This is a genomic window from Paremcibacter congregatus, from assembly GCF_006385135.1.
GTDB classification, from domain to species: Bacteria; Pseudomonadota; Alphaproteobacteria; order Sphingomonadales; family Emcibacteraceae; genus Paremcibacter; species Paremcibacter congregatus.
The window spans coordinates 2,633,196-2,656,862 of record NZ_CP041025.1 but is presented as its reverse complement, the minus strand read 5'-3'; the positions used below and the strand labels follow the sequence as shown (position 1 = coordinate 2,656,862).

Genomic DNA, 23,667 nt, shown 5'->3' with positions numbered 1-23,667 from the left:
GCTCAACCCGTGATATATGATTATGTTGAGGCGTAACTATGACCGATGACCTGCCGGGCGTTCCCTGGCTTCAAATATCCAGATGTGTGCAGCACATTGGTACTGTGCAATTCAATACAGATTTGATTCAGCTATTGACGGATTTTTTGTTTGTTGATCAGTGCATGGTTTTTACCTACGCAGAAGCGCAGCAGATGAAATGTCTGATGTCGATAAATTTTCAGAATGAAAAACTGGCCGTGCCCTTGGCGGGTGATTATATCAATGAAGGGTATCAAAAAGACCCTAACCTTGAAGATATAAAAAAGCTGACTGTGGAGGAGAGCTTAACCATCAGGTTGTCTAGTGTTATCGATCTTATTTCGAAAACATATAAAACGAAATATTATAGCCAGCCCAGCATAGCTGATAAAGTCAGTCATATTCAGAACGTAGGAGGTTTAGTCTACTATTTCAATTTCTACAGAGGGCAGGAAAAAGGGCCGATCATTCAAACTGACCTCATTGGCGATGACAGTTTTGTAAGCTTGCTGTCAAATATCATGCTTCTTCATTTTGAGAAAAGGGGATCATCGGATTCATATATGCCGTTATCTTTTCTGTCTGACCGCGAAAGGCAAGTTTGTGAAGGCATTTTAAAAGGTCAAAAAACGGATTTTGTCGCTCATGTGATGGGGATATCTCCGCATACTGTTACGACATACCGGAAACGTGCTTATCGTAAATTGGGCATTTCTTCCCGCGGGGAACTATTTTTGCTCTGTACATAAGAATTTCCGCCGCGTTTGCTTGGGGGCGTGTTCTTTACTGGTGAGGTAAAAAGCATGGTGATCTGGCCGGACAATCTGCTGCCCTGACCCGGGTTGGAAAGCTTTTACAGATTGCCGGGGGGAACGGCGGGAAGCATGCGGTTTTGCCGCAGCTCTCCCAGAATTTTACCGGACAGGCCATAGAAGGATATGATGACCAGGGACGCGATGAGGGCAAACAGAGGCACCAGGGAAATCAGGCTGTTGAGTCCGTCCAGCGTGTCTGTGCTTTGTGGCTGTCCCGCCCGATAACCGATATGATCCAGCGCCACGCCTAGCATGAAGGCGGTGCCGGCGAGCGAGGCTTTTTGCGCCGAGGATAAAATGCCAACAACCGTCGATTCATTACGTACGCCGGTTTGGTATTCACCGTAATCAATGGTGTCAGGCAGCATGCTCCACAGCAGAACCGCAAAGGCGCTTAGGCCCGTCGTGATAACGCCAAATTCCATCAGGGCGAAAGAAATGGACTTGCTGCGATCGAAATAGAGCAAGGTGAAGCCCCCGCCGGCGAACAGACAGCCATATATCCAGGTCCGCCTTTTACCGTGTCGCAGGGCAATCGCGGACCATAGAGGAATGGTGATCAGCGGCGCGCCGGTCATGATCAGGATCGCCGTGTTTCCCGCCAGACGGTCCTGAAGGTCATATTCAAAATAGAACAACAACAGTTTTCCCAGCGCGGTATTGGCGACGGTGACCATCATGATGGCGGCGAAAAGCAGTAGAAAAGGCTTGTTTTTCAGGAGAGAGGATATGATCTGGCGGATTGAGGAGGCGGGTCTGCTATTATGGTCGCCCAGGATTTCTTCACGGGTATTACGGAAGCAGTAATAAAGCGCACCCACAGACAAAAAAGCGCAAAGACAGGCCAGCGTCGTGAAAGCCACGCGATCAGTGAATGTTTCCTGGAGTAGAGCGGACAGTCCGATGACGCTCAGGCCACCGAGAAAACCACAATACATGCGGATGCCGGAAATGCGGGTGCGTTCTTTCGAGTCATGGGTCAGGCGGGCGCTCAGGGCGGAGTAAGGGATTGATACGACCGTGTAACAGGTGCGAAAAACCAGTAAAACAATCAGGATATAAATCACCCTGAGGGTTTCGCCGTCTATGGCCGGTGGCGTGAACAGCAGGATGAAAGACAGGGCGAGGGGGATGGCGCCAAAGATCAGATAGGGGCGGTAGATGCCCCAACGGCTTTTGGTGCGTTCGGCAATATAGCCCATGATCGGGTCACTAAGCGCATCCCAGATGCCGCCAATGGCAAAAATCATTCCCGCTGTAACGGTGGGTAGTCCCAAAACATCGGTATAATAAAAAAACAGGTAAAAACCGGCCCCTTGCCAGAACAGGTTAAGGGCATAGTCTCCCGAGCCATAACCGATCCGGTTGCGCCAGGTCAGTTTGTTGCTGAGAGGGGGAGAGGTATGCGGCATGGGGGCTACTGTTTTCCTGTACAAATAGAGAAACGCGCTTTATATATGATATCGGTATCATATGGGTGAAACGGGAGAAATATCCCGTTCGTCTCTTATGATATAGTCTATCAGTCACAGAAACGCCACCAAATACTACCCGCAGGAACGTCCTCTCATGTCCGAAGTGAAGCGCCACAAGACCCATAAAAAGGCCAATATTAGCGATGTCGCCAAGAAGGCCGGCGTATCGATCAAGACGGTGTCCCGCTTTCTCAATCAGGAAAAATACATTCGGGAAGAGACCAAAGAAAAGGTCATAAGTGCTATTAAGGCCTTGAATTATAGTCCTAATGTTCAGGCGCGTGGTTTGCGGGGCGAGCGATCCTATATGATCGGGTTGTTCGTCGATGACTTAAGCGGGGATTATATCTCCAAGGTTCAGCGTGGCATTCTTTCCGGATGCGAGAAGGAGGGGTCTCATCTGGTGGTGGAGGTGTTGAGCGAGAGAGGTTCTGCCGCCAAAGTGCGGGATCTGCTGTCCTGCGTGCGGTTCGACGGGGTGGTGCTGACGCCGCCGGTCTGTGATGATATGGCGGTGCTTAATGCGTTGAGGGATGCCGCTATTCCCGTGGTGCGCCTTGGCGCGGGTATTCCGGTGCCTGATATGGCGCTTGCCGAAATTGACGACTATCAGGCGGCGCGGGATATGACCGATTATCTGATCTCTCTTGGTCATCACTCAATCGGTTTTATCAAGGGAGACCCCAGTCACGGCAGTGCGCATGAACGGGAGCGTGGCTATATTCATGCCCTTCAAGCCGCGGGTATTGCTGTAAAAAGCGAATTGATAGTCCAGGGAATGTTTTGTCACAGCGGCGGGCGGGAGGCGGCGGCGACCCTTCTGGCACTTGACCCCCGGCCAACGGCTATTTTTTCCAGCAATGACGAGATGGCCATTGGTGCCATGGCGAGTATTGATGCGCAAGGGATGAAGATACCTGACGATATATCAATCGTGGGCTTTGATGATCATGTCATGTCACAGATTGTTCTGCCACCTTTGACCACCATTCATCAACCGATAGAGCAGATGGCCACTGAAGCAGTGAGTCTGTTGGGAAAAGTCACAAAGCAGGATAAATCCATGTTGCAGACCCGGATTTTCCTCGAATATGACCTGAAGGTGAGAAAATCTGCTGCGCCATTAAGTTGTTGATATAAAATGAGTAAAGAAGAAGTATGAGTAACATTTTGACCTTTTTATGATATCGGTGTCATAAAATATCTGGACATATTGCTGTTTTTGGGTATTTATTTAGGACAACGATATCATGTTAGCGCTAACTTTTGCTAGAGATGGCGTAAAACAGGAAAATAGAAGCATATTTTAATATTAGGTTGAGATGAAAGGCGGACTCGTGGTTACTGTAGGGAAGTAAGTAGGAGGACGTCGCCATATAGGGAGACATAGAGTGAGAGTAGAGATAACCAAAAGAATCATGATGGCGGCTTTAGCAGGCACTTGCCTTGGCGGTATGACAGTCCCGGTCTGGGCTGACGATGCAGATGATGAGAATGGGACGAATGTATTAGAAGAGGTGATTGTCACCGCAACGAAGCGGGCGACAAAACTGATGGATACCCCCATTGCCATCTCCGCATTTACCGATGAGAATCTGAATAAGCTTGGGATTAAGAATGTTAAGGATCTGAACAATCTGGTGCCGAATATGAGCATCATGATTGATGTGGAATCCAATGCGCCGATTATCACCATGCGTGGTGTGCGTTCCGCCAATACCACGGAGTGGGGCGATCCGGCGGTCGGGGTTCATTTCGACGGCATCTATTCTCCGCGTCCCCAGGGGGCTCTGGCTTTGATGTTCGATATTGAACGGGCCGAAGTTTTGCGGGGGCCTCAAGGCACCTTGTTTGGCCGCAATTCCACTGTGGGCAGCGTGAATGTCATTTCCAAAAAACCGGATTTTGACGCGGTATCGGGCAAGCTTCAGGTGGAATATGGCCGCTGGAACCAGCGGTCGGTCAAGGCGGTGCTCAATGTGCCGGTTACGGATACTTTTGCCGTTCGGGCTGCAGCTGTTATTGAAAAACGTGATTCCAACCTGGAAGGTTTCTGGGATCCCAACCAGTGGGATCAACGTTATCTGCAGGAAATGGGCCTGAAGTTTGAGCCAACAGATTCAGCCGTGGGACCTGCGACCAATGACGTTAACAACAGAAGCTTTTTTTATGATCAGCTCTATACGCCCATTCCGGTCGCCGATAAATCAAAATTCTATAACAACATTAATAACTATGCCTTGCGCCTGTCGGCCTATTGGCAGCCGACCGAAGACTTTTCCTGGTTGCTGACCGGAGAGCATTACCGGGACGATAGTGCCGGTGGCCTGAACCCGCGCGACTGTGAACGCATTAAAGACCGTCCCGCCGACGTTAATGGCGGCAGTTGTACCGATATCTGGGGGACGGAAGATAATTTCGTTACTTATGTTAATATTCCCGGCAAGAATGACATGACCTTGAACAGTGTTCGCTCTCATCTGGTTTGGGGTGTGACAGAGGGAATTCAGCTGGTGTATAATGCCGGCTACCAAAGCCAGGAACGGGCCGGGCAAATTGACCTCGACCAAGGTTTCTACTTCTGGGATCAGATGTTGAAATGGGTGGATACGGATTATGATTCCTGGTCCCATGAGGTGCAGTTGCAATCGACCGGGGAGGGGAAACTACAATGGATCGCCGGTTACTTTAATTTCAAAGAAGATAACGCGATGAACGGCCAGTATCATGGCGCCATGGGTGGCGTGTCGCTCTGGCTGCAGCCGAAACGGACCATTGAATCAGAAGCTTTCTTTGCGCAAGGCACCTATGAACTGACCGAGAAATTGTTCCTGACCGCAGGGGCCCGTTATACCAAAGATGTTAAGCAGGATCAGGGCGGTCGTAACTATGGTTGCTGGAGCCCTGAATGTTATACCGATGTCGCCTGGGCCGAGGTATGGGGTTACATCGACTGGAGCCGCCCTCTGGATGAACAGATCGAAAATACGGGCGCCGTGCGGGCCAACCTGAATGCTTTGCCGTCTGATTATTATGATTACCCAAATGCCGCTTTTGCGATTGATTCAACCAATGATGTGAAAGAAGACTGGTCTAAGGTCACCTGGCGGATTGGGCTCGACTATGACCTCAGTGATGACACCATGATCTATGGTTATGTCGCGAATGGCTATAAAGGTGGCGGCATCGGCGATGTGTTGATCCGACAGAGTGATGGAGAGCGGTTTGACACCAGTTATGATGGGGAGACAGTGATCACCTACGAGCTTGGTATCAAAACCAAGGCGATGGATGGCAAAATGAACCTCCGCGCCAATGCATTCTATAGTGATTATAAGAACCAGCAATTCACCCAGATGACGACTTATGATGTTATCGACATCTTTGAGGTGGACCCCGACACCGGGCTGCCGGTTGCCGCACAGCAGGAACTTCGCACCTTCCTGACCCGCAACGCGGCCAATTCAAAAATCATGGGCGTAGAGCTCGAGATGGAGTGGAATGCCTGGGAGAATGGTCATATCGGGGGCTATGTCACCTTTATGGATACGGATATCAGCGCCGACTATACCAAGCGCTGGGCCACGGAGCCTGGTCAGGTGTTCAAGGATTATGACGAGGCGTCACAGGATTTGACGAAGCCCTGGTTCCGTAATCTCAGAGGAAATGACCTTGCTTATTCGCCGAGTTTCTCCTTCACCATGAACATCAGTCATGATTTTAATCTGGAGAACGGTGGACGTATCACGCCATTCCTGAATGTGCATTATGAATCATCTTCTTATGTCTCCATTGATAATACGGACAAATGGGAACTTGATCCGAGTGTGCTGAACGAAGGTATTGATCTGGACATTTACAGCGACAAGCGGGCCGCCTGGGCTCTGGCTAACTTCAATCTGAAGTATACTGCTGCCGATGATGTCTGGTTTCTTGAAGCATACGTCAACAATCTGACCAATGCGGATGTGAACTGGTGGCAGGGTTATGCGGGTACCACACCTGTGGCGGCAAAAGCGCGCCGTACCTATGGTATGCGCGCCGGGGTCGAATTCTGATCCAGCCCTGCTTCTGAAACAATACCGCCTCAATCCGATGATTAACTTCATCTGGATTGAGGTCAGAGGGATGTTGGATGTCATCCCTCTGGTCCTTGGCAAAAATCACAATTTGTATGGTGAAATAATGTTCTCAGCTCTAGAAAAAACTCTACTGGCTTCAACGATACTTCTGGCTGGATTGGGCACAAGCGCTCCGACGTCTCTCGCTCTGGCGCAGGATGCTGCTCCGACGGCATACCTTGGTGCAGAACAATGGCCACAGGTGGCAAGTCCGGTCAAGAAAGATCAAGCGGTAGAGCAAAAGATAAAAGCTCTTCTGGCCCAAATGTCGTTGGAGGAAAAAGTCGGACAAATCCTTCAGCCGGAAATTCAGTTCATCACGCCGGAAGAGATCAAAACCTACCATATCGGTTCTATTCTCAATGGCGGGGGGTCATTACCTAACCGCAACAAACACGCGCATCCCAGCGAATGGCTGGCGATGGCCGATGCCTATTATGACGCCTCTGTTGACACCACGGATGGCAAGATCGCCATTCCCATCATCTGGGGCAGTGATGCGGTGCACGGCCATAACAATGTGATCGGCGCGACGCTATTTCCTCATAATATTGGTCTCGGCGCGGCGCGGAATCCTGGACTTTTGCGCAAAATCGGAGCGGTGACCGCTCGTGAAATCAGGGTGACCGGCATAGACTGGACTTTTGCGCCGACCCTGGCCGTGGTGCAGAATGATCGCTGGGGCCGCACCTACGAGAGCTATTCAGAGAAGCCGGAAGTGGTGCGTTCCTACGCCGGAGAAATGGTGCTCGGTTTGCAGGGTGTGCCGGGCACGGCGGAGTTTCTCGATGTGAATCATGTCGTTGCGACGGCAAAACATTTTGTCGGGGATGGCGGCACCTTGCGGGGTGACGATCAGGGGGATGCCCGTATAAGTGAGGCGGAATTGCGCGACATCCATGCGCAGGGCTATATCACTGCTCTGGAAGCTGGCGCCCAGACGGCGATGGCGAGTTTCTCCTCCTGGCAGGGGAAGAAGATGCATGGTAACAAATATCTGCTGACTGATGTGTTGAAAAATCGAATGGGACTTGATGGCCTGGTGGTCGGCGACTGGAATGGTCACGGTCAGGTGCCGGGCTGCACCAACGCCTCCTGTGCGGCGGCGATCAACGCCGGGGTTGATCTGCTGATGGTGACCGAAGACTGGCGGGAGATGTATCATAACACCATTACCCAGGTGAAAAAGGGCGAGGTGGCCCTGACGCGGCTTGATGATGCGGTATCACGAATTTTGCGGGTGAAGATCCGCGCGGGCCTGTTCGAGAAGGGCCGGCCGTCGAGCCGGGGGGTTGCCGGACAGGACGGTATTATCGGCAGCCCTGAGCATCGGGCGGTGGCGCGTCAGGCGGTGCGGGAATCGCTGGTGTTGCTAAAAAATAACGATAACTTGTTGCCGTTGAAGCCAGGGCAAACGATCCTTGTGGCCGGAGATGCAGCGGACAATATTGGTAAGCAATCCGGGGGCTGGACCATCAGCTGGCAGGGCACCGGCAACGTCAACTCGGACTTTCCCGGCGGCACCTCATTATATCAGGGCATCAAGCAGGCTGCGGAAGCCGCAGGCAGCACGGCACTCTATTCACTGGACGGGTCTTACGCTGAGAAGCCTGATGTGGCTGTGGTGATCTTTGGCGAGGAGCCTTACGCCGAATCTCAAGGGGATCGGGACAGTCTTGAATTTGAAGCGGGAAATAAAAAATCTCTCGCACTCTTGAAAAAAATGAAAGCTGCGGATATCCCGGTGGTCAGCGTTTTCCTGTCCGGTCGCCCGATGTGGGTTAATCCGGAATTAAATGCATCCGACGCTTTTGTCGCGGCCTGGCTTCCGGGTAGCGAGGGTGGTGGCTTGGCGGATGTTTTGGTCGCGGATAAGACAGGGGAGGTTCGGTATGATTTTAAAGGCCGCTTGTCTTTCTCCTGGCCAAAGGGGCCATTGCAGGATGTGCTCAATCCGCATCACGACAGTTATGACCCTTTGTTCGCTTATGGTTACGGCTTGAATTACCAGAGTGGGGCGCAGCCTCTGGCCGCATTGCCGGAAGATGTCGAGGGTGTGCATAAAGGACAAGGGGAGACGGTCGTGCTTTTTTCGGGTCGCCCACCGGCGCCCTGGCAGATGTTTATCGATGATCATACGACGGCGCAGATCATAAGTGGTCCATATGCGGCCATGCCGAGCGGCGCAGTGATTGCGCAAACGACTGATAAAGATGTTCAGGAAGACGCGCTTAAGGTCGTTTTGACCGGCGCGAAACCAGGCGGGGTGTTTATCGGCGGAGGGGAGCCTCTGGATTTCAGTCACTTCCTGCAGGAGGAAGGCATATTGGCATTCGATCTGAAAATCAATCAAACGCTTGGCAAGGACCTGAGCGTCCAGCTCAGTTGCGGCGAAGGCTGTCTTCGCGCGGTCAGTGTGACGGACCATGTGCGTGGATTTGCGGGGCAGGGCTGGATGCATGTGGCGATAAAGCTCACCTGTTTTGCACAAGCGGAGGATCGCTTTGACAGCATCACAATGCCGTTTCGTCTGGAATCGACGGGTGCTGCTGATCTGTCTTTCGCTAATGTAAAACTTAGCAAGGGCGGCTACGCCAATCTACAATGTCCTTAGAGGAGGGGTCGGGGCGGATTACTCCGCTCCGACATCTTTCGCGGGCACAATAGGTCGTCATTAACTTAGGTTGACTGTGTCCGCTGCATCAATTCTTCATGTCCATATCTGCTTTCGCCTCGTGAGTGACCTCCAGGATCAGATCCACGACCCTGTTGGCGTATTCGGGGTTTACAATAAGACTCATGTGATCGGCTTTGGCGATGCCAACTTGCTGGCCCTTGGTCGAAAGGGCGGCGATTTCTTTATGTAGTTCAGACGTTATCTTGCGGTATTCACTTTCCATAGCGGAATTTTCTATATCGGGGAATGTGCCAGCTGTAACAACCACGGTCGGGCGACCACCGAGGTTGCCGGCAGCTTTCGCCTCGGTCGCTGATGCCATAAATTCTTTCAGTTCCTTCCGGCAAATGACATAGGTGGCGGAACGATTAAAAAGATACGTCAACTGGGGTTGCACCTCTTCCGGTACGTAATCCCACCAGTCACCCGCCGTTATCGGGTTATATATATGAGTTAACCCAAAGGTGGCGGCATATTCGGCATATTTATATAGCGTTTTACCCTTTTCGAGAAAATCGTCCATATCCGGAATACGGGAAAACTGATCCGGATGGCTGGGATCGAGAAAGGCAACCCCGACCACCTCGTCCGGATACTGTCCGACATAAACGCGCATGATGAGACCGGCAAGTGAATGCCCTGTCAGAATATAGGGGCCGGGTTCATTTGCGACAGCCAATAGCCGATGCAATTCAGATACCATATGTGCCGCATCCCTTGGTGTGTCTCTTGTGTCGCTCCAGCCTATCCCGGCCCTGTCATAGCTGCAGACCCTGAGGTGGGGAGATAACCCATCCTGTATGCGGCGGTAAAAACCTGTGGGTCCCCCAAGGCCGGCTTCTATAATTACAGTCGGCAACTCATTGCGCGTGCCGGTGCAATATAAATGCATTTCGCTGCCATCGACCATATATTTCTTACCCGGTATGTCCGGATTGGAACATGCTGATACCATCAGGACTGCTAACAACGCCATATAAACGCGCATTCTGGTTTTTCCTTTCTTTTTGGGATGCTGTCGAACTTTGTATTTCTCAGAGCTTGATCCAGTGTCAAAATTATCATGCAAATGACCATTGATCATTGACTGTAACTGATGACTGAACTGAATATCCTATAATGACTTTTCTTATTAATAGAGAATATGCATTCTTTTTAATAAAAGAACACTGGTTCTTTTATTTATAATTGTCAAGAGCATATTTTTGGCGCATGTTGTTTCCCGTGAACTGGAACAACGTATAATTGAGGGCCGGGCCCGGAAAAAGACGATAAGGAACAGCTCGACAATGCCGAAACGCAGTAAGCAACATATGATGGAAAGACGGCAGCAGATCCTGTATGCCGCCATTGAATGCTTTCGAATAGAAGGTTTTGAAGGCGCCTCAATGAAGAAAATTGGCGAGCACGCCGGCTTGAGCATTGGCGCCCTTTATACCCACTTTAAAAACAGACAGGAATTGATCCTGGCCCTGATCGATGCCGTGACAAAAGAACGTGACCGGAAATCCCTGAACAGCATTGATGAGTTTCGCGCCTTTCTTGATGAATCCGCCCTGCAGGTTGCAGGAGAGACCCAGCAGAATTTTCTTCAGCTCAACCTTCATATCCTGAAAAGCTGTTTTACGGATGAAAAAATTCGTGAGAAAGTGGAGGAAACCATGGAAAGCCAACGGGCTTTTTTTCATAGAACTCTGGCTATATTGAAAGATACAAAACAGATTTGCGACAGTTATGATATTGAGGTAGGGGCGGACCTGCTCAACTGGACATTTGTTGGGGCATTATTTTCCGGTATAATACCAGGGGCCGTAAAAATTGACTCGCTCAGGGCTCTTTTAAACAGGGAACTCGGGCGTATGACCGGAATGATGTGAACAGGAACCGGACGTCTGCCGGGCGCATGTACGTTACCCATACTCCATTGAGCCTTACTTAAAAGCCTATAACACCTGTTTATTGTCTGGATAAGTGTCAGAGGGCCTGTTTTGGCTCATGTTTTTATACACAGCGGCGGCATTTTTCTGGATATTCGCCCCATCAATTGGGCCGCGCCCCCGACTTTGCCGTCGACTGCGGTGATGCCGTGACTTTCTGCCAGGCGGTGCCGACCAGTCCATCACGCCGTGGATCAGCCGCGCCTTCCCATACGCCTTTTTGGAAGCCAAGTGCGTGCACGCCGCCGAAATAGGGGTCATATTGACTATCAGAAACACCGTATTTGGGTCTCTTGAGCACATAGGATTTCTGTGCGAGACCCTGGAGCAAGCCATTGCCGATGGTCGGGCCTTCGACATAGGCCTGGTTGTCAGCAACGACATGTACGCGATATGCATCAACGGCATGCTTAACGCCTTGCTGAACATCAACCCAATGACTGACCACTTGGGCCACCGCTGATATAATTCGCGCGCTGCCCGGGCTACCCAAAACCAGTACAGGGGCATCAGAATGTGTCACAACTGTTGAACTCATCGAGGAATAAGGCATCTCAAACGGTTTGAGCACATAAGGACTATTGTCATCGTTTAAGCGGAAACTTTGCATGTAGTTATTGTAAAGAAATCCATATTCCGGATGAGCGACCTTGGCGCCAAAATAACTATCGATACTCTGCGTTACCGCAACGGTCATGCCAGTGCCATCGACGACAGAAAAATGGGTGGTCTCACCCCCGGTTTCTTTTCTATAGCCCTGTAAAAGAAGTTTCGCGGTTTCTTTTGATATTTTCTGCGAAATATCCTGTTCGTAATCTGTAAAACTGTCAACGGGATCATGCTGTCGAGTGCCGTGGGCAATTCGCATTGCATCCAGCAGCCTTAAGCGCCGTTGGTCATTATCCTGAGATAACCCGTCTTGATTACTTTGCTCTAATACATTTAAAATTTGCAACATCACCCATCCACCAAATGGTGGGGGAAGGGTAAATACTTTATACCCTCGATAACTCCCGACAAGGGGAGACACAATTTTAGGCTCAGGGAAATTTTGCAAATCTTCCAACGTGATCCAGCCGCCGTTCTTTTGCATGTCGTCGGCTATTTTCCGGGCAATCTCACCGGAATAAAAATCTTCCGCCCCGACTGTGGCGATCCGGGTTAATAATTTTGCGACTTTATGTTGTTTGACAATCTCGCCGACCTGGAAAGCTGTGCCGTCTTCTTTTACAAAAATGTCCGAAGCCGTTTTGTCTGGCTTCAGGCTGTCGCCGTAAAAATGGAATGCTTTTTGCCGAAACGGTCCAACCGTAAACCCGTTTGTCGCAATTTCTATAGCTGGTTGAACAAGCTCTTTCCAGGTGACCTTGCCGCTTGCAAATTTACGATAGGCCAGATCAAGGACTTTTGGGGTCGAAGGAACGGTAGTGGCTGTTCGCCCGGACTTAAGCTGTTCTTTTGTTATGCCGGCGGGCAAATGGCGCGGTGACCATGTTGTCCCGTGAATAACAAAAGGCTTCTGGCCTTTGCCAGGGTGAACCAGCATTACCGTTTGACCCGCGATGCCAGATCCTGCCGGTTCACTCACCCCTAAGGCCAGAGAAACCGCAATCGCCGCATCTATGGCATTTCCACCTTTTTCGAGGATTGCAATTCCCGCCTTCGTGGCTTCCGGAGATGCTGAAGAAACTTTGCCGGAAAAAACTTTTCCGTCTTGCGCCCCTCCTGTCGTGGTCAAGGTGATCACGAAAATAAAAAACAGAACCGGGAGTTTCAATTTTGTAAGCATATGTCACCTTTTTAAGTGTTGGATCTTTGTATTTAAGTCAGATTAAACACCATATATATAATATTTCAATAAAAAAGTGATATCTATAATTTGAGGTTATTGTAAGGACAAAAAATTGAATGGTTCTTGCTTTAAATCTCCAGACTGGACTTTAAAGACGATATGACGCAATCGATGAAATGGCGTATCGGGTAAGTGAGGTTTCTATTTTGAGAGAAGACCGCTGTGATGGGCAGGGTGGGGGATTCGGGCAACTTAAAGGCGACAATATTGGGAATTTCCTCAGATTTACATAAATTATGAACCGACAAAGAATCCAGTATGGTTACCCCCATCCCTTTATGAACAAGGGCCGCGGCCATATGATGATCATGGACGCGAAGCAAGCCTGTCGGGGAGACGTTGGCGGATAATAACAAGGATCGTGCGACGCGTCCCAGAGGTTCATTTTCATATAAATCAATAAAAGGAAGGTCTGCTATGAGATTTAAATCAAGCGGCTCATCCAGGGCGGGTATTTGTTTCAAGTTTGCCAGTAAGTTTTTCGGAACCACGCAGTAAATGGGAATATTGGCCAGATTTTTCGTCCTCAATCCCGTATTTTCTTCCACCCCGAAAGTAAATCCCAAATGAAATGACTGAGGGCGTTCATCCAGATTTGATAGAATCGCGGGCGAATGTTCGGAAGATATATCAAAGGTAAAACGTTGATGTTGTTTTTGAAAACGGGAGATGGCTGAAGGAAGAATGCGTTGTGACAGCGCCGGCGTTGCGGCAACGCGAATATGGCCTGCTGATCCTTCCTTAAGACGGTTGCAGAGACTATCTACCGCCAGGAGAGAATCATGGGCCCTGTCTACTTCATCAAATAATATCCGGGCCTCTGCCGTGGGGGTAAGTCTGCCGCCCGTACGGTCAAATAAGGAAAACCCTAATTCCGCCTCGGTATTCTGAATTGATGATGTGACGGACGGTTGTGAAACCCGAAGATTTTGTGCAGCCTTGGTGACCGTTCCATACATCATAACGGCATGAAATACTTCGATTTGCCGGTATCGCATAAGATTTCCTCCTTAAGTTCTCTTCAACTTCGAAATAATCATAACTCTTGCTTATATAAAGCACAATATTTTTAATTTGATTTATACATAGTGTTCCCTGATGATGATGCCAGCTTAAAATTGGAGACACATTATGGGTCACGTTTTCTACCGCGCTCCTCGTCATAATTACCCGATAGCTCGTCAGGCTGAGGGGGTTTATATTTATGACAGTTGCGGCAATAAATACCTCGATGGCAGTGGAGGTGCGGCTGTATCCTGTTTAGGGCATGGCAATAAATATGTTATTGATGCCATAAAATCACAACTCGATCAGGTTGCCTTTGCCCATACGGCCTTCTTCACGAATGACCCACAGGAAAAACTGGCCCATAAGCTGGCCCAGAAATTCGGTGAAACGGATGCCAAAGTATATTTTCTGTCCGGGGGGTCGGAAGCCAATGAAACGGCCATAAAGCTTGCACGGCAATATTGGGTTTCTCAAGGCCAGCACAGTAAAAGCATTATTATCAGTCGCCACCAAAGCTATCATGGCAATACCCTCGCCACCCTGTCTTTAAGCGGAAATCCGGGGCGGCAGAAAACCTATCGCCCGATGCTGCATGATTGGCCCAAGGTCATGCCTTGTCATGCGTATCGTTATCAGACCGCTGATGAGAGCACACAAGAGTATGCCGAAAGATGTGCGCAGTCGCTTGAGGCGGAAATTTTGCAGGCCGGTGCGGAAAATGTAGCGGCTTTTATCGCGGAGCCGATCGTGGGAGCGACACTGGGTTGTGTTCCGGCTGTAAAAGGCTATTTCAGGAAAATCAGAGAAATTTGCGACAAATATGGCGTATTGCTTATTTTGGATGAGATCATGGCGGGGGCAGGCCGGTCGGGCACCTATTTTGCTTTTGAACAGGAAAATGTCAAGCCGGACATGGTGACGATTGCCAAAGGCATCGGGGCCGGCTATCAACCGCTCGCCGCGGTCATATGCCGCGGTTTCATACATGAAAATATCGTGGAAAACTGTGGCGTATTCGAGCATGGTCATACCTATATAGGCCATCCGACAGCCTGTGCGGCAGGTTTGGCGGTGCTAGAGGTTCTGGAACAGGAAAATCTGTTGCAAAATGTCCAGAAAATGGGGGATTTATTGCAAACGCAATTGCACGAAGTTTTCGCCACACATCCCAATGTTGCGGATATCAGGGGACGCGGTTTATTTGTCGGTATTGAGTTTACGCTGGATAAGGACCGAAAAAAAGCACCGGAACCGGAACGGGGTCTGCCCGGGAAGTTAAAACAGGCGGCGATGTCAAATGGCCTGATCTGTTACCCTGGGGGCGGTACGGCGGACGGCGTAAACGGAGCGCATATATTACTCGCGCCACCCTTTATCTATGAAGAAAATCATATTGGCGAGTTGGTCGAGAAGCTGGAAAAAACTATTAATCAACAGGATTTTACGTAAAATCATATGAGTGAGAAACAACTAGATCCGCCAGGCAAGATGATGGTTATGGTGGCGCCGAATGGGGCCAGGAAAACCAAAAATGACCATGCCGCGCTGCCCATTTCCCCTGAAGAACTTGGCCTGTGCGCCCAGGATATACTCGACGTCGGGGCATCAGTATTGCATCTGCATGTCAGGGATGGTCAGGGGCGCCATAGCCTTGACCCGGATTTATATCGGGTGGCGATCAGCGCCATTCGTGAACAGGTTGGGCATAAGCTTATTCTGCAATGCACAAGTGAGGCGGTGGGGCGCTATTCTGCGGATGAGCAGATGAATATGGTTCGACAATTGCGTCCCGAAGCGGTGTCATTGGCCCTGAAGGAAATCTGCCCGTCAGATGATGATATCCGGGAAGCATCCGCGTTCTTTCACTGGTGCCGTGCGGAAAATATCTGGCCTCAGTATATCCTCTATTCCCCCGAGGAAGTGGCGCGTTTTGAAGTATTACGAAAGAAAGGCGTTTTCGGTGAAGATAATCCATCCGTCTTGTTTGTATTGGGACGGTATGACGCCAACCTTACGGGCGATCCGAATATGCTAGATCAATTTCTGGCGGAAGTAGATGTGGTCCAGATTCCCTGGTCTGTATGTTGTTTCGGCAAGACCGAAGGGCTTACAATGGCAAAAGTCGCCGAAAAAGGGGGGCATGCGCGGGTTGGTTTTGAGAATAACCTGCATCTTGCCAATGGGTCGATCGCGTCAGGCAACCATGCTCTTGTCGCGCAGCTTATACCGCATATAAAATCATCCAATCGTATATTGGCCACTGCCGATGATATTCGGGAAATGTTTTTTTCGTAGTACCACCCGATGAGTGAAACGGAAAGGGCAATTATTTTGCTTTAAAAGGCCTGCTTTTATTCTATTGTGAGATGAGTTTTTTTGGTACGGTCATATGTTTCTATAACGTTGCTATAGGGTATGAGAAGAAAGTAATTGAATGAGAAAGCCCCCGCTCAACCTTAAAGTCTTGGAAAGTTTCTGCGCCATTATGCGGGTGGGGACAGTGACAGAAGCCGCCAAAAGTTTACATCTGACCCAATCCGCCGTCAGCCGTCAACTCGCCCAGCTTGAAGATGCGCTGGGCATGTCTTTGTTTCTGCGCGACAAGGGGCGCCTGTTGCCTCTGCCGGAAGCTCATGAACTTTTCAAGGAAGCTGATTTCACATTATCCGGCTTTGATCGTATCCGCCATTTGGCGGAAGATCTGCAGTCTCTATCCGTCGCCAAGTTGAGAATTGTGGGCACTCAGGGATTTATCGACGGTATTTTGGCGGGCGCTGTGACCTCCTTTATGATGACATTTCCAGATGTGAAGATCTTTCTCGATTCCCGAAGTGCCGAAACGGTGATTGAACAAGTGGCCGGGCGGGCTGTGGATTGCGGCTTTGTCAAAAGCCCCCTCACCAATCCGCTTCTGTCTATTGAACCGATGTTTTCCTGCGGTACCGTTTGTGCGGTGAAGAGGGAACATCCATTGGCGCGTCTCGATGTTATTACCGCCAGAGACTTGCATGATATGCCTTTGATTTTGCTGGGCAAAGGGCGCAGCTTTACCTTTCGGGGTTTCCTACAGCAGGCCTTTCATCAGGCAGGGGCCTATATGAACATCAAGGCGGAAACCCACACGGTCAGCACAAGTTGTACCTTGGCTGCCGGTGGCATCGGCATTGCGCCGGTAAACGAATTGATGGCGCAGAGTTACCGTCACATGGGGCTGGCCTTCATTCCTTTTCATCCTGTCATTACCCATGAATTTTCATTCATAACTTCGGCACAGTTTCCTCCGTCACGGGTGACCCAGGCCTTTTTGGCCCACTGCAAGAAATATTTTAATCAAATTAAAAAGCCATCTCAGGGATAATTCAAGGTCCTTGAGGTATGAAACATGGGGGAGGTTTTACCCAAATTCCATGAATATTTGGAATAAGGTATGGAATAATTCTCATGCTGTTGCATAGCTTCTCTGGCGATGTAAACTGAGGTCCTTGTGGTGATAACCTGAAGAGTATAGTCGAGAAAGTGCCCATGAATTCCAAAGATCAGACCCGTGAGTCACCGGGAGAAGCCCCAAAGACCATAAATCCGTTGGTGATTTTGCTGGGCATACTGTTGTTCGCTATGGGCATGACCTATTTCATACAGTCGGGCAGTTATCAACGGGATGGCAAACTTGTCATTCCCGGCAGCTATGAGGTCATTGAAAAGCAGATCTCGCCTGTCGATCTGCTGCGTACAAATTCCGTCCAGGAAGAGAAGGGCGCGCATCCTGTTAGTCTGATCGCTACCGCCGAGGCGATCCCGAAGGGGTTTGAAAAGACAGCTGATCTGATTTTTATGGTGCTGATCATTGGTGGTATGTTCGGCATTTTGCGACATTCAGGCGCAATTGATGCCGGTCTTGAGCGGCTGCTCGGTTTACTGCGCGGCAATATTTATATTCTGATCCCGGTGCTGATGATGGTGATCTCGGCTGGCAGCACCTTTCTCGGGCTCGCCTCAGAATATCTTTTGATCATTCCGATCATGGTCTCCATGGCCAATCGGCTCGGCATGTCAAATGTTATGGGGCTCGCGATCGTCACAGTAGCGGTCAAGGCCGGTTATTTATCTTCCGTCACCAATCCAATCCCCTTGTCGATAGCTCAGCCGCTGGTCGGGCTGCAGGTTTTTAGCGGCGCCCAGATGCGCTTTATGTTCTACCTGGTCTTCATTTCGATCGGTATTGCCTTTGTACTTTTTATGATGCGCCGGGATAAAACCATAGTGTCGACCCCGCTGGTGCTCTCTACGGAAAAGCTGTCGCATCGCCATCGCGGTATCTTGCTCTCTCTTGCCGCTGGTATTGGTTTTTTGGTGTATGGCGCCAATCAATGGCACTGGAACCATCAAGAACTGACCGCGTATTATATCGGGCTGAGTATTGGTTTTGCCGTTCTCGCCGGAAATGGCGCCAGTGAAGCGGCGCGTGCGTTTGTCGACGGCATGAAAAAAGTGCTGCTCGCCAGCATGCTGATTGGTGTTGCTTCCGCTGTCGCCGTGGTGTTGGAAGAAGGGGCTATTCTTGATAGCATTGTTTATGGCCTGACGAGCCTTATTGCCGAAAACCAGCCTTACTTATCTGTTATAGGGATGTTTTTCTCGCAGTTGCTCCTGGATTTCCTGATCCCTTCCACCTCGGGTCAGGCCGCCATCAGCATGCCCATCATGGGACCCATCGGACAGCTATCCGGCGTTTCCGCCCAATCCACCGTGTTGGCGTTTCTGTTTGGTAATGGCATCACCAATATGCTCACCCCCACTTCGGGAACACTTCTGGCCTATCTCGCCACGGCGCAGGTCTCCTGGGCACGCTGGTTCAAATTTATTTTCCCTCTCTGGCTCATTTTCATTGGTGTCGCACTCCTGCTTTTGGGTGTTGCCACTGTGACAGGTTTCTAGGAAGAGCATCCAATGCAAAAGCCCGAACGAAGATATAAGCAAGACCATAATGATATCATTTGCTTGAGCAATATCATGGTGCCGATGCGGGACGGCATCCAACTTGCCACCGATATTTATATGACGCAATCCGCCTACGTCGAGAAAAAGGCTCTTCCGGTGCTGCTCGAACGCACCCCTTATGACAAGATCGGCGTCAGCCGTGCAGAATATGACGCCCGGGACCTGAACTCTAAAACCCGTGTGCAGGTTGCCAGATGGTTTGCCGCTGAAGGATATGTCTGTGTCATGCAGGACTGCCGTGGTCGTTACCGGTCTGAAGGTCGTTTTGAAAAGTATGTTAACGAGGCCGAGGACGGGGCGGATACCCTGGACTGGTTGATGTGCCAGCCCTGGTGTAATGGCCGGATTGGCACGATGGGCCTGTCCTACGGCGCGCATACGCAAACCGCACTGGCCTGCCTTAACCCTGAAGGCTTGGGGGCCATGTTTATTGATTCCGGCGGTTTTTCAAGCGCGTATCACAGTGGCATCCGGCAGGGTGGCGCTTTTGAACTAAAACAGGCGACATGGGCCTACCGTCACGCTTTACGCAGTCGGGCGGTTCAAAATGACCCGGATCTCAAAGCCGCTCTGGAAAAAATAAATATCTCCGCCTGGTTCAGTCGAATGCCCTGGTCGCGGGGCGACTCTCCTCTCTCTCTTGCGCCGGAGTATGAAAATTACCTTTTTGATATGTGGGAGCGCGGTCTGTATGACGAGACATGGCGGCGGCCTGGCCTGTCCGCGCTTGATCATTATGATCAATTCCCGGATGTGCCCGTGGCGATTATCGGCAGTTGGTACGACCCCTATGTCGCCACCTGTCTGACCAATTATCAGGCCTTGCGAGAACGTCATCAGGCCCCGGTCAGGCTTGTGATGGGACCCTGGACGCATGGTGACAGGTCGGTGACCTATGCGGGGGATGTGGATTTCGGGTCGGGATCGATTCTGGATGGCAATATCAGTGCGAGCTACGCCACCCTGCGTCGGGACTGGTTTGATGCTGCTCTCAAGGACCAGATGTCAGACCCTTTTCCAGCGGAAGTTACCTATTTCCGCATGGGCGGTGGTACAGGAAAACCGATCAAAGAAGGACGTCTGGATCACGGGGGAGTATGGAAAACAACGGATCAGTGGCCGCCAAAGTCTGCCATCCCGCTTTCTCTCTACCTTTCGCCGGATATGTCCCTGGCCCCGACGTCTTATCGCGATGCGGCGGCTTGTCATGGTTTTGACTATGACCCCCATAATCCTGTTCCAACGAAGGGGGGGGCAATTACCTCCGGCGCGCCGGTCATGGAAGGTGGGGGGTACGACCAGGGCGCGGCGGCGGACAGAACAGACATCCTGTCCTTCGAGACGATGCCTCTGGAGGAGGACCTGGAGATTACAGGCCCCGTAACTGCGACCCTCTGGGTATCAAGTAATTGCAAAGACACGGATTTCACCATCAAGCTTATCGACCAGTACCCCGTCTCGGCGGATTACCCGGAAGGCTATGCGCTGAATATTACTGATGGCATCTTCCGCCTGCGGTATCGCGCGGGCTGGGACCGGGAAGTACTGTGCATCGCCGATGAAATTTACGAGATCACCATCGAAGCCTTCGCGACCAGTAACCTGTTCAAAAAAGGTCATCGTGTCCGGCTTGATATATCGAGTAGTAATTTCCCCCATTACGACCTTAACGCTAACACAGGAGAAAGCCATAATTCCATATATACAACCGCGAGGAACCGGGTTCATTTCGGCCCGGAACACCCTTCACACATCTGTCTTTCACAGATGAGCCGTAAATGAAACAGGTATTTGAATACGGGAATGTCGAAGACGAACATAGGTATAACTTATGGTTATGGTTTTCTAATATTTATGTATTCGACAAGACATTCCATTCTACATACCATTCACCTAATAAATTAGGTTCTGAGGAATTTTCAGAATTTGAGCAATACAATGAAAAGGGAGACGTTAAATGTCATTAAAGCTGAATTTACACAAAACGACCGCCATGTCCATACTGTTTTTGGCCTTGCCCACCGCGGGGCTGAACGCCGTAGCACAGGACAATACCGCGCCGATGACCATCGATGAGGTGGTGGTAACCGGATCCTATATCAAACGATCCGGCTATGACGGGAAATCGCCGATCCAGGTTTTCGACAAAGAAAAATTAAGCGCCATGGGCGCGCAGAATATGATCGATGTGGCCAACAATCTGACCATTAACTCAGGGTCGCGCTTTACCAATGAAACGGGATCCCTTACCGGGACTTCACAGTTTAACATTCGCGGTCTTGGTACCGGATCGACGCTGACCTTGATCAACGGCCGTCGTGGCGGCATTGCCACCGTGGCGGATGCTTTCGGTAATCAGTTTTTTGATGTCAACCAATTGCCTCTGGCGATGATCGAACGGATCGACTTCCAGACCGATGGCGCCTCCGCGACCTATGGTTCACAGGCGGTTGCCGGTGTGGCTAACATCATTACCCGCAAGGGCTTCGAAGGTCTGGAACTTTCCGGCCGTTATCAGGACGCCAGCAATTCCTCCTTCGAGATTAATCTGGCCTCCGGCCTGAAAACCGACCGGGCGAGCCTAAACCTGTACGCCACTGTCTATAATCAGACCCAGAACTTCAGAACGGATTTTGACTGGCTGGTGGAACGCATACACGGCAATGGTGACCTGACCCAGTCAAAACTGATTTCCTCCACAGGTTCCCCCGGGACCTATAAGCGAGCCATCACCGATATTAATGGTGTCATTAATGCCAGCGGGACCGCCTTAACCGACCCAGATTGTGAAGCCGCAGGCGGTATTCTCAAAGGCAGCACCTGTCGTCATAGTTTCGCAGATCAGGTTTCTATTATTCCGGATGAAACCCGTTATCAGGCCTTCTCCGAATTTGAATATGATATTACAGAAGACGTGACATTTTTCTCGGAAGTGAGTTTTTCTCACAATGAGGTGGCGCGGGTCAGTTCGTCTCCCTTGTTCCGCAATGGCTTGGTCTCAAATTTGAATATCTATATTCCCGCCGATCACCCGTTCAATTTTTTCAAGGCAAATGACGCGGGCACCGGCCTGATCTATGTTGACCCGGCAAATTGGGACCCGGATACTGACGTTGCAGTTGACCTGGCTTGCCAATGTCGCCCGTTCGGGGATGACACCAATGGCGATTCCCCGAGCGGGTTGCCCAACCAAAACCATTATACCCTCGACTATTACCGAGGCGCATTGGGCGTGGACTGGGATATCAATGATGACTGGAACCTAAGCACATCTTATGTCTATGCTCTGTCGACCCGTAATTTCCTCAGTGATATCGGCTCCAACGCTCTGGCGCTCAACACGGCTATTCTCGAAGGTCGCTTCAATCCGTTCGGAACATCTAAAGCCAACCCGACACTGATTTCGCCGAAAGACGGGGTTTCCGTTGCGGGTAATACAATTGAAGATTATGAGGACTTCACTCATAAATCTCGGAGTTTCACTCGGACAGAACAGCAGGTGGCGGAAGCCGTTATCAGTGGCACGATAGCCGAAATGGAGGCTGGTCCTGTCGGTGTGGCGCTCGGCGGACAATATCGCCATGAAGAATATAAATATGAACCCGACAGTTTGGTCGCCAAAGGCCTAGCCAACAGCCGCGACGGAGATTCGGCTCAGGCGGGAACCACCAATGTTTATGCGGCTTTTGCCGAAACCATCGTTCCTGTGACGGATACATTGGAAATTCAGGCGGCAGTCCGCCACGAAAGTTATGGCGGAACTGTAGGCGCCACCACGGACCCTAAAATTGCCGCCCGTTGGCAGGCAACCGATGCGATTGCCTTCCGTGCCTCTTTCGGTACGGCCTTCCAGGCGCCGAGCACTTTACAAACCGGTGAAGCCAATGGCGTCGCCTTTCTTGATGATCCCGTATCTCTCATTGGCGGTAGTCTGGTCTGTACCGATACCGGAGTTACCAACAATGTGGCGATCCGGACGTCCGGCAGTGACAGCCTGAAACCAACATCGGCCAACAGTGTCAATGTTGGGGTTGTCGTTGAACCGCTTGACGGCATGAGTATTTCCGTTGATGTCTGGAACTTCAATTATTCCGACTTGATCGCTCAGGATGCCAATGCGCAGACGTTGGTCAGTGACGAATGCGCCGGGGTATCGGATGGCGGCACGCCAAACTTCGATTCCCGAGTGACCCGTACGGCAGAAGGTAACGTTCGGCAGGTTCAACTGAGTTTCATCAATACCGGCTCGGTTAAAACCAATGGTCTTGATTTCAACCTGAACTACGGCATTGATACTGGCAATACCGGCCACCTGACTTTTGGTGTCGCGACCAGTTATGTGAACAAGTTCGATGTTGAAACCGTTGACGGCGCCGAAATCATTCGGGGGGCGGGAAATTTCAACAACCGCAACGCCTTTAAAGCCATGCCAAAATGGCGGTCCAATTTCCGTCTTGGCTGGGTTCTGGACAATCATAGCGCCAACGTCTCCGTCCGTCATATCAGCAGCTATAACAACGACCAGACCAGTGGCGACCTGGAAGATCGGGTCGGGTCATATACGGCTGTCGATTTGCGTTATAGCTTCCTGTATGAGTATGAGAACGGCAGCGCTACCGAACTCAGTATCGGGGCGAACAACGTTTTTGATTTGGATCCTCCGACCCTTGGTGAAGGCAATCGTCCTGGTTACGATTCTACTACACATGACGTGCGCGGCCGCGTCTTGTATGTCAGCGCTAAACAGGTTTTCTAAATTAATA

At 50.5% G+C, this 23,667-nt stretch carries 15 protein-coding genes; 11 read left to right on the top strand and 4 right to left on the bottom strand.

The genetic code is table 11. From position 1 onward, the window contains the following. Window positions 1-38: 38 nt before the first annotated feature. Window positions 39-770, top strand: a complete 732-nt coding sequence (locus FIV45_RS11865; RefSeq protein WP_099472035.1) for a helix-turn-helix transcriptional regulator — start codon at window positions 39-41, stop codon at window positions 768-770. Between the two features lie 104 nt (window positions 771-874). On the opposite strand, the gene FIV45_RS11860 is transcribed toward FIV45_RS11865, so the two are convergent. Beyond that, on the bottom strand, window positions 875-2,248 hold the full coding sequence (locus FIV45_RS11860) for an MFS transporter (RefSeq protein WP_099472036.1): 1,374 nt from the start codon (window positions 2,246-2,248) through the stop codon (window positions 875-877). A 157-nt stretch (window positions 2,249-2,405) separates the two neighbouring features. Here FIV45_RS11860 and FIV45_RS11855 point away from each other — a divergent pair, with 157 nt between their 5' ends. The 3 genes from FIV45_RS11855 to FIV45_RS11845 all read left to right on the top strand — a co-directional run bounded on the left by FIV45_RS11855 (window position 2,406) and on the right by FIV45_RS11845 (window position 9,046). Next, window positions 2,406-3,446 (top strand): LacI family DNA-binding transcriptional regulator, encoded by a 1,041-nt coding sequence (locus tag FIV45_RS11855; RefSeq protein WP_099472037.1) that lies wholly within the window; start codon window positions 2,406-2,408, stop codon window positions 3,444-3,446. A gap of 256 nt (window positions 3,447-3,702) precedes the next feature. Beyond that, on the top strand, window positions 3,703-6,369 hold the full coding sequence (locus tag FIV45_RS11850; RefSeq protein ID WP_133118543.1) for a TonB-dependent receptor: 2,667 nt from the start codon (window positions 3,703-3,705) through the stop codon (window positions 6,367-6,369). Next, entirely contained in the window at window positions 6,299-9,046 is a 2,748-nt protein-coding gene (locus FIV45_RS11845; RefSeq protein WP_204602109.1) for a glycoside hydrolase family 3 protein, read from the top strand. The genes FIV45_RS11850 and FIV45_RS11845 overlap by 71 nt, the downstream gene beginning before the upstream one ends. 88 nt (window positions 9,047-9,134) lie before the next feature. Here FIV45_RS11845 and FIV45_RS11840 read toward each other — a convergent pair whose 3' ends face one another. After that, on the bottom strand, window positions 9,135-10,097 hold the full coding sequence (locus tag FIV45_RS11840) for an alpha/beta hydrolase (RefSeq protein ID WP_165776963.1): 963 nt from the start codon (window positions 10,095-10,097) through the stop codon (window positions 9,135-9,137). Between the two features lie 301 nt (window positions 10,098-10,398). On the opposite strand from FIV45_RS11840, the gene FIV45_RS11835 reads away from it, so the two are divergent. Next, entirely contained in the window at window positions 10,399-10,986 is a 588-nt protein-coding gene (locus FIV45_RS11835; RefSeq protein WP_099472040.1) for a TetR/AcrR family transcriptional regulator, read from the top strand. A gap of 163 nt (window positions 10,987-11,149) precedes the next feature. On the opposite strand, the gene FIV45_RS11830 is transcribed toward FIV45_RS11835, so the two are convergent. Together FIV45_RS11830 and FIV45_RS11825 are read right to left on the bottom strand one after the other, a co-directional pair. After that, a complete protein-coding gene (locus FIV45_RS11830; protein ID WP_099472041.1) occupies window positions 11,150-12,835 on the bottom strand; it encodes a gamma-glutamyltransferase family protein in 1,686 nt (561 codons plus the stop codon). 131 nt (window positions 12,836-12,966) lie between these two features. Beyond that, complete coding sequence (locus FIV45_RS11825) at window positions 12,967-13,896, bottom strand: LysR family transcriptional regulator (RefSeq protein ID WP_099472042.1); 930 nt, start codon at window positions 13,894-13,896, stop codon at window positions 12,967-12,969. Window positions 13,897-14,029: 133 nt separating this feature from the next. On the opposite strand from FIV45_RS11825, the gene FIV45_RS11820 reads away from it, so the two are divergent. The 6 genes from FIV45_RS11820 (at window position 14,030) to FIV45_RS11795 (ending at window position 23,660) form a co-directional block, all read left to right on the top strand. Continuing rightward, window positions 14,030-15,355 (top strand): aspartate aminotransferase family protein, encoded by a 1,326-nt coding sequence (locus FIV45_RS11820; protein WP_099472043.1) that lies wholly within the window; start codon window positions 14,030-14,032, stop codon window positions 15,353-15,355. Window positions 15,356-15,361: 6 nt separating this feature from the next. Beyond that, window positions 15,362-16,201, top strand: a complete 840-nt coding sequence (locus FIV45_RS11815; protein ID WP_099472044.1) for a beta-keto acid cleavage family enzyme — start codon at window positions 15,362-15,364, stop codon at window positions 16,199-16,201. A gap of 139 nt (window positions 16,202-16,340) precedes the next feature. Next, window positions 16,341-17,264, top strand: coding sequence for a LysR family transcriptional regulator (locus tag FIV45_RS11810; protein ID WP_099472045.1), 924 nt, complete (start codon window positions 16,341-16,343; stop codon window positions 17,262-17,264). A 164-nt stretch (window positions 17,265-17,428) separates the two neighbouring features. Continuing rightward, window positions 17,429-18,841 carry a YfcC family protein gene (locus FIV45_RS11805; protein ID WP_099472046.1) on the top strand — a complete coding sequence of 471 codons (1,413 nt, stop codon included), beginning with the start codon at window positions 17,429-17,431 and terminating at the stop codon, window positions 18,839-18,841. Window positions 18,842-18,853: 12 nt separating this feature from the next. Next, window positions 18,854-20,686 (top strand): CocE/NonD family hydrolase, encoded by a 1,833-nt coding sequence (locus FIV45_RS11800; RefSeq protein WP_099472047.1) that lies wholly within the window; start codon window positions 18,854-18,856, stop codon window positions 20,684-20,686. A gap of 175 nt (window positions 20,687-20,861) precedes the next feature. Further along, a complete protein-coding gene (locus FIV45_RS11795) occupies window positions 20,862-23,660 on the top strand; it encodes a TonB-dependent receptor plug domain-containing protein (protein WP_099472048.1) in 2,799 nt (932 codons plus the stop codon). Window positions 23,661-23,667: the final 7 nt, after the last annotated feature.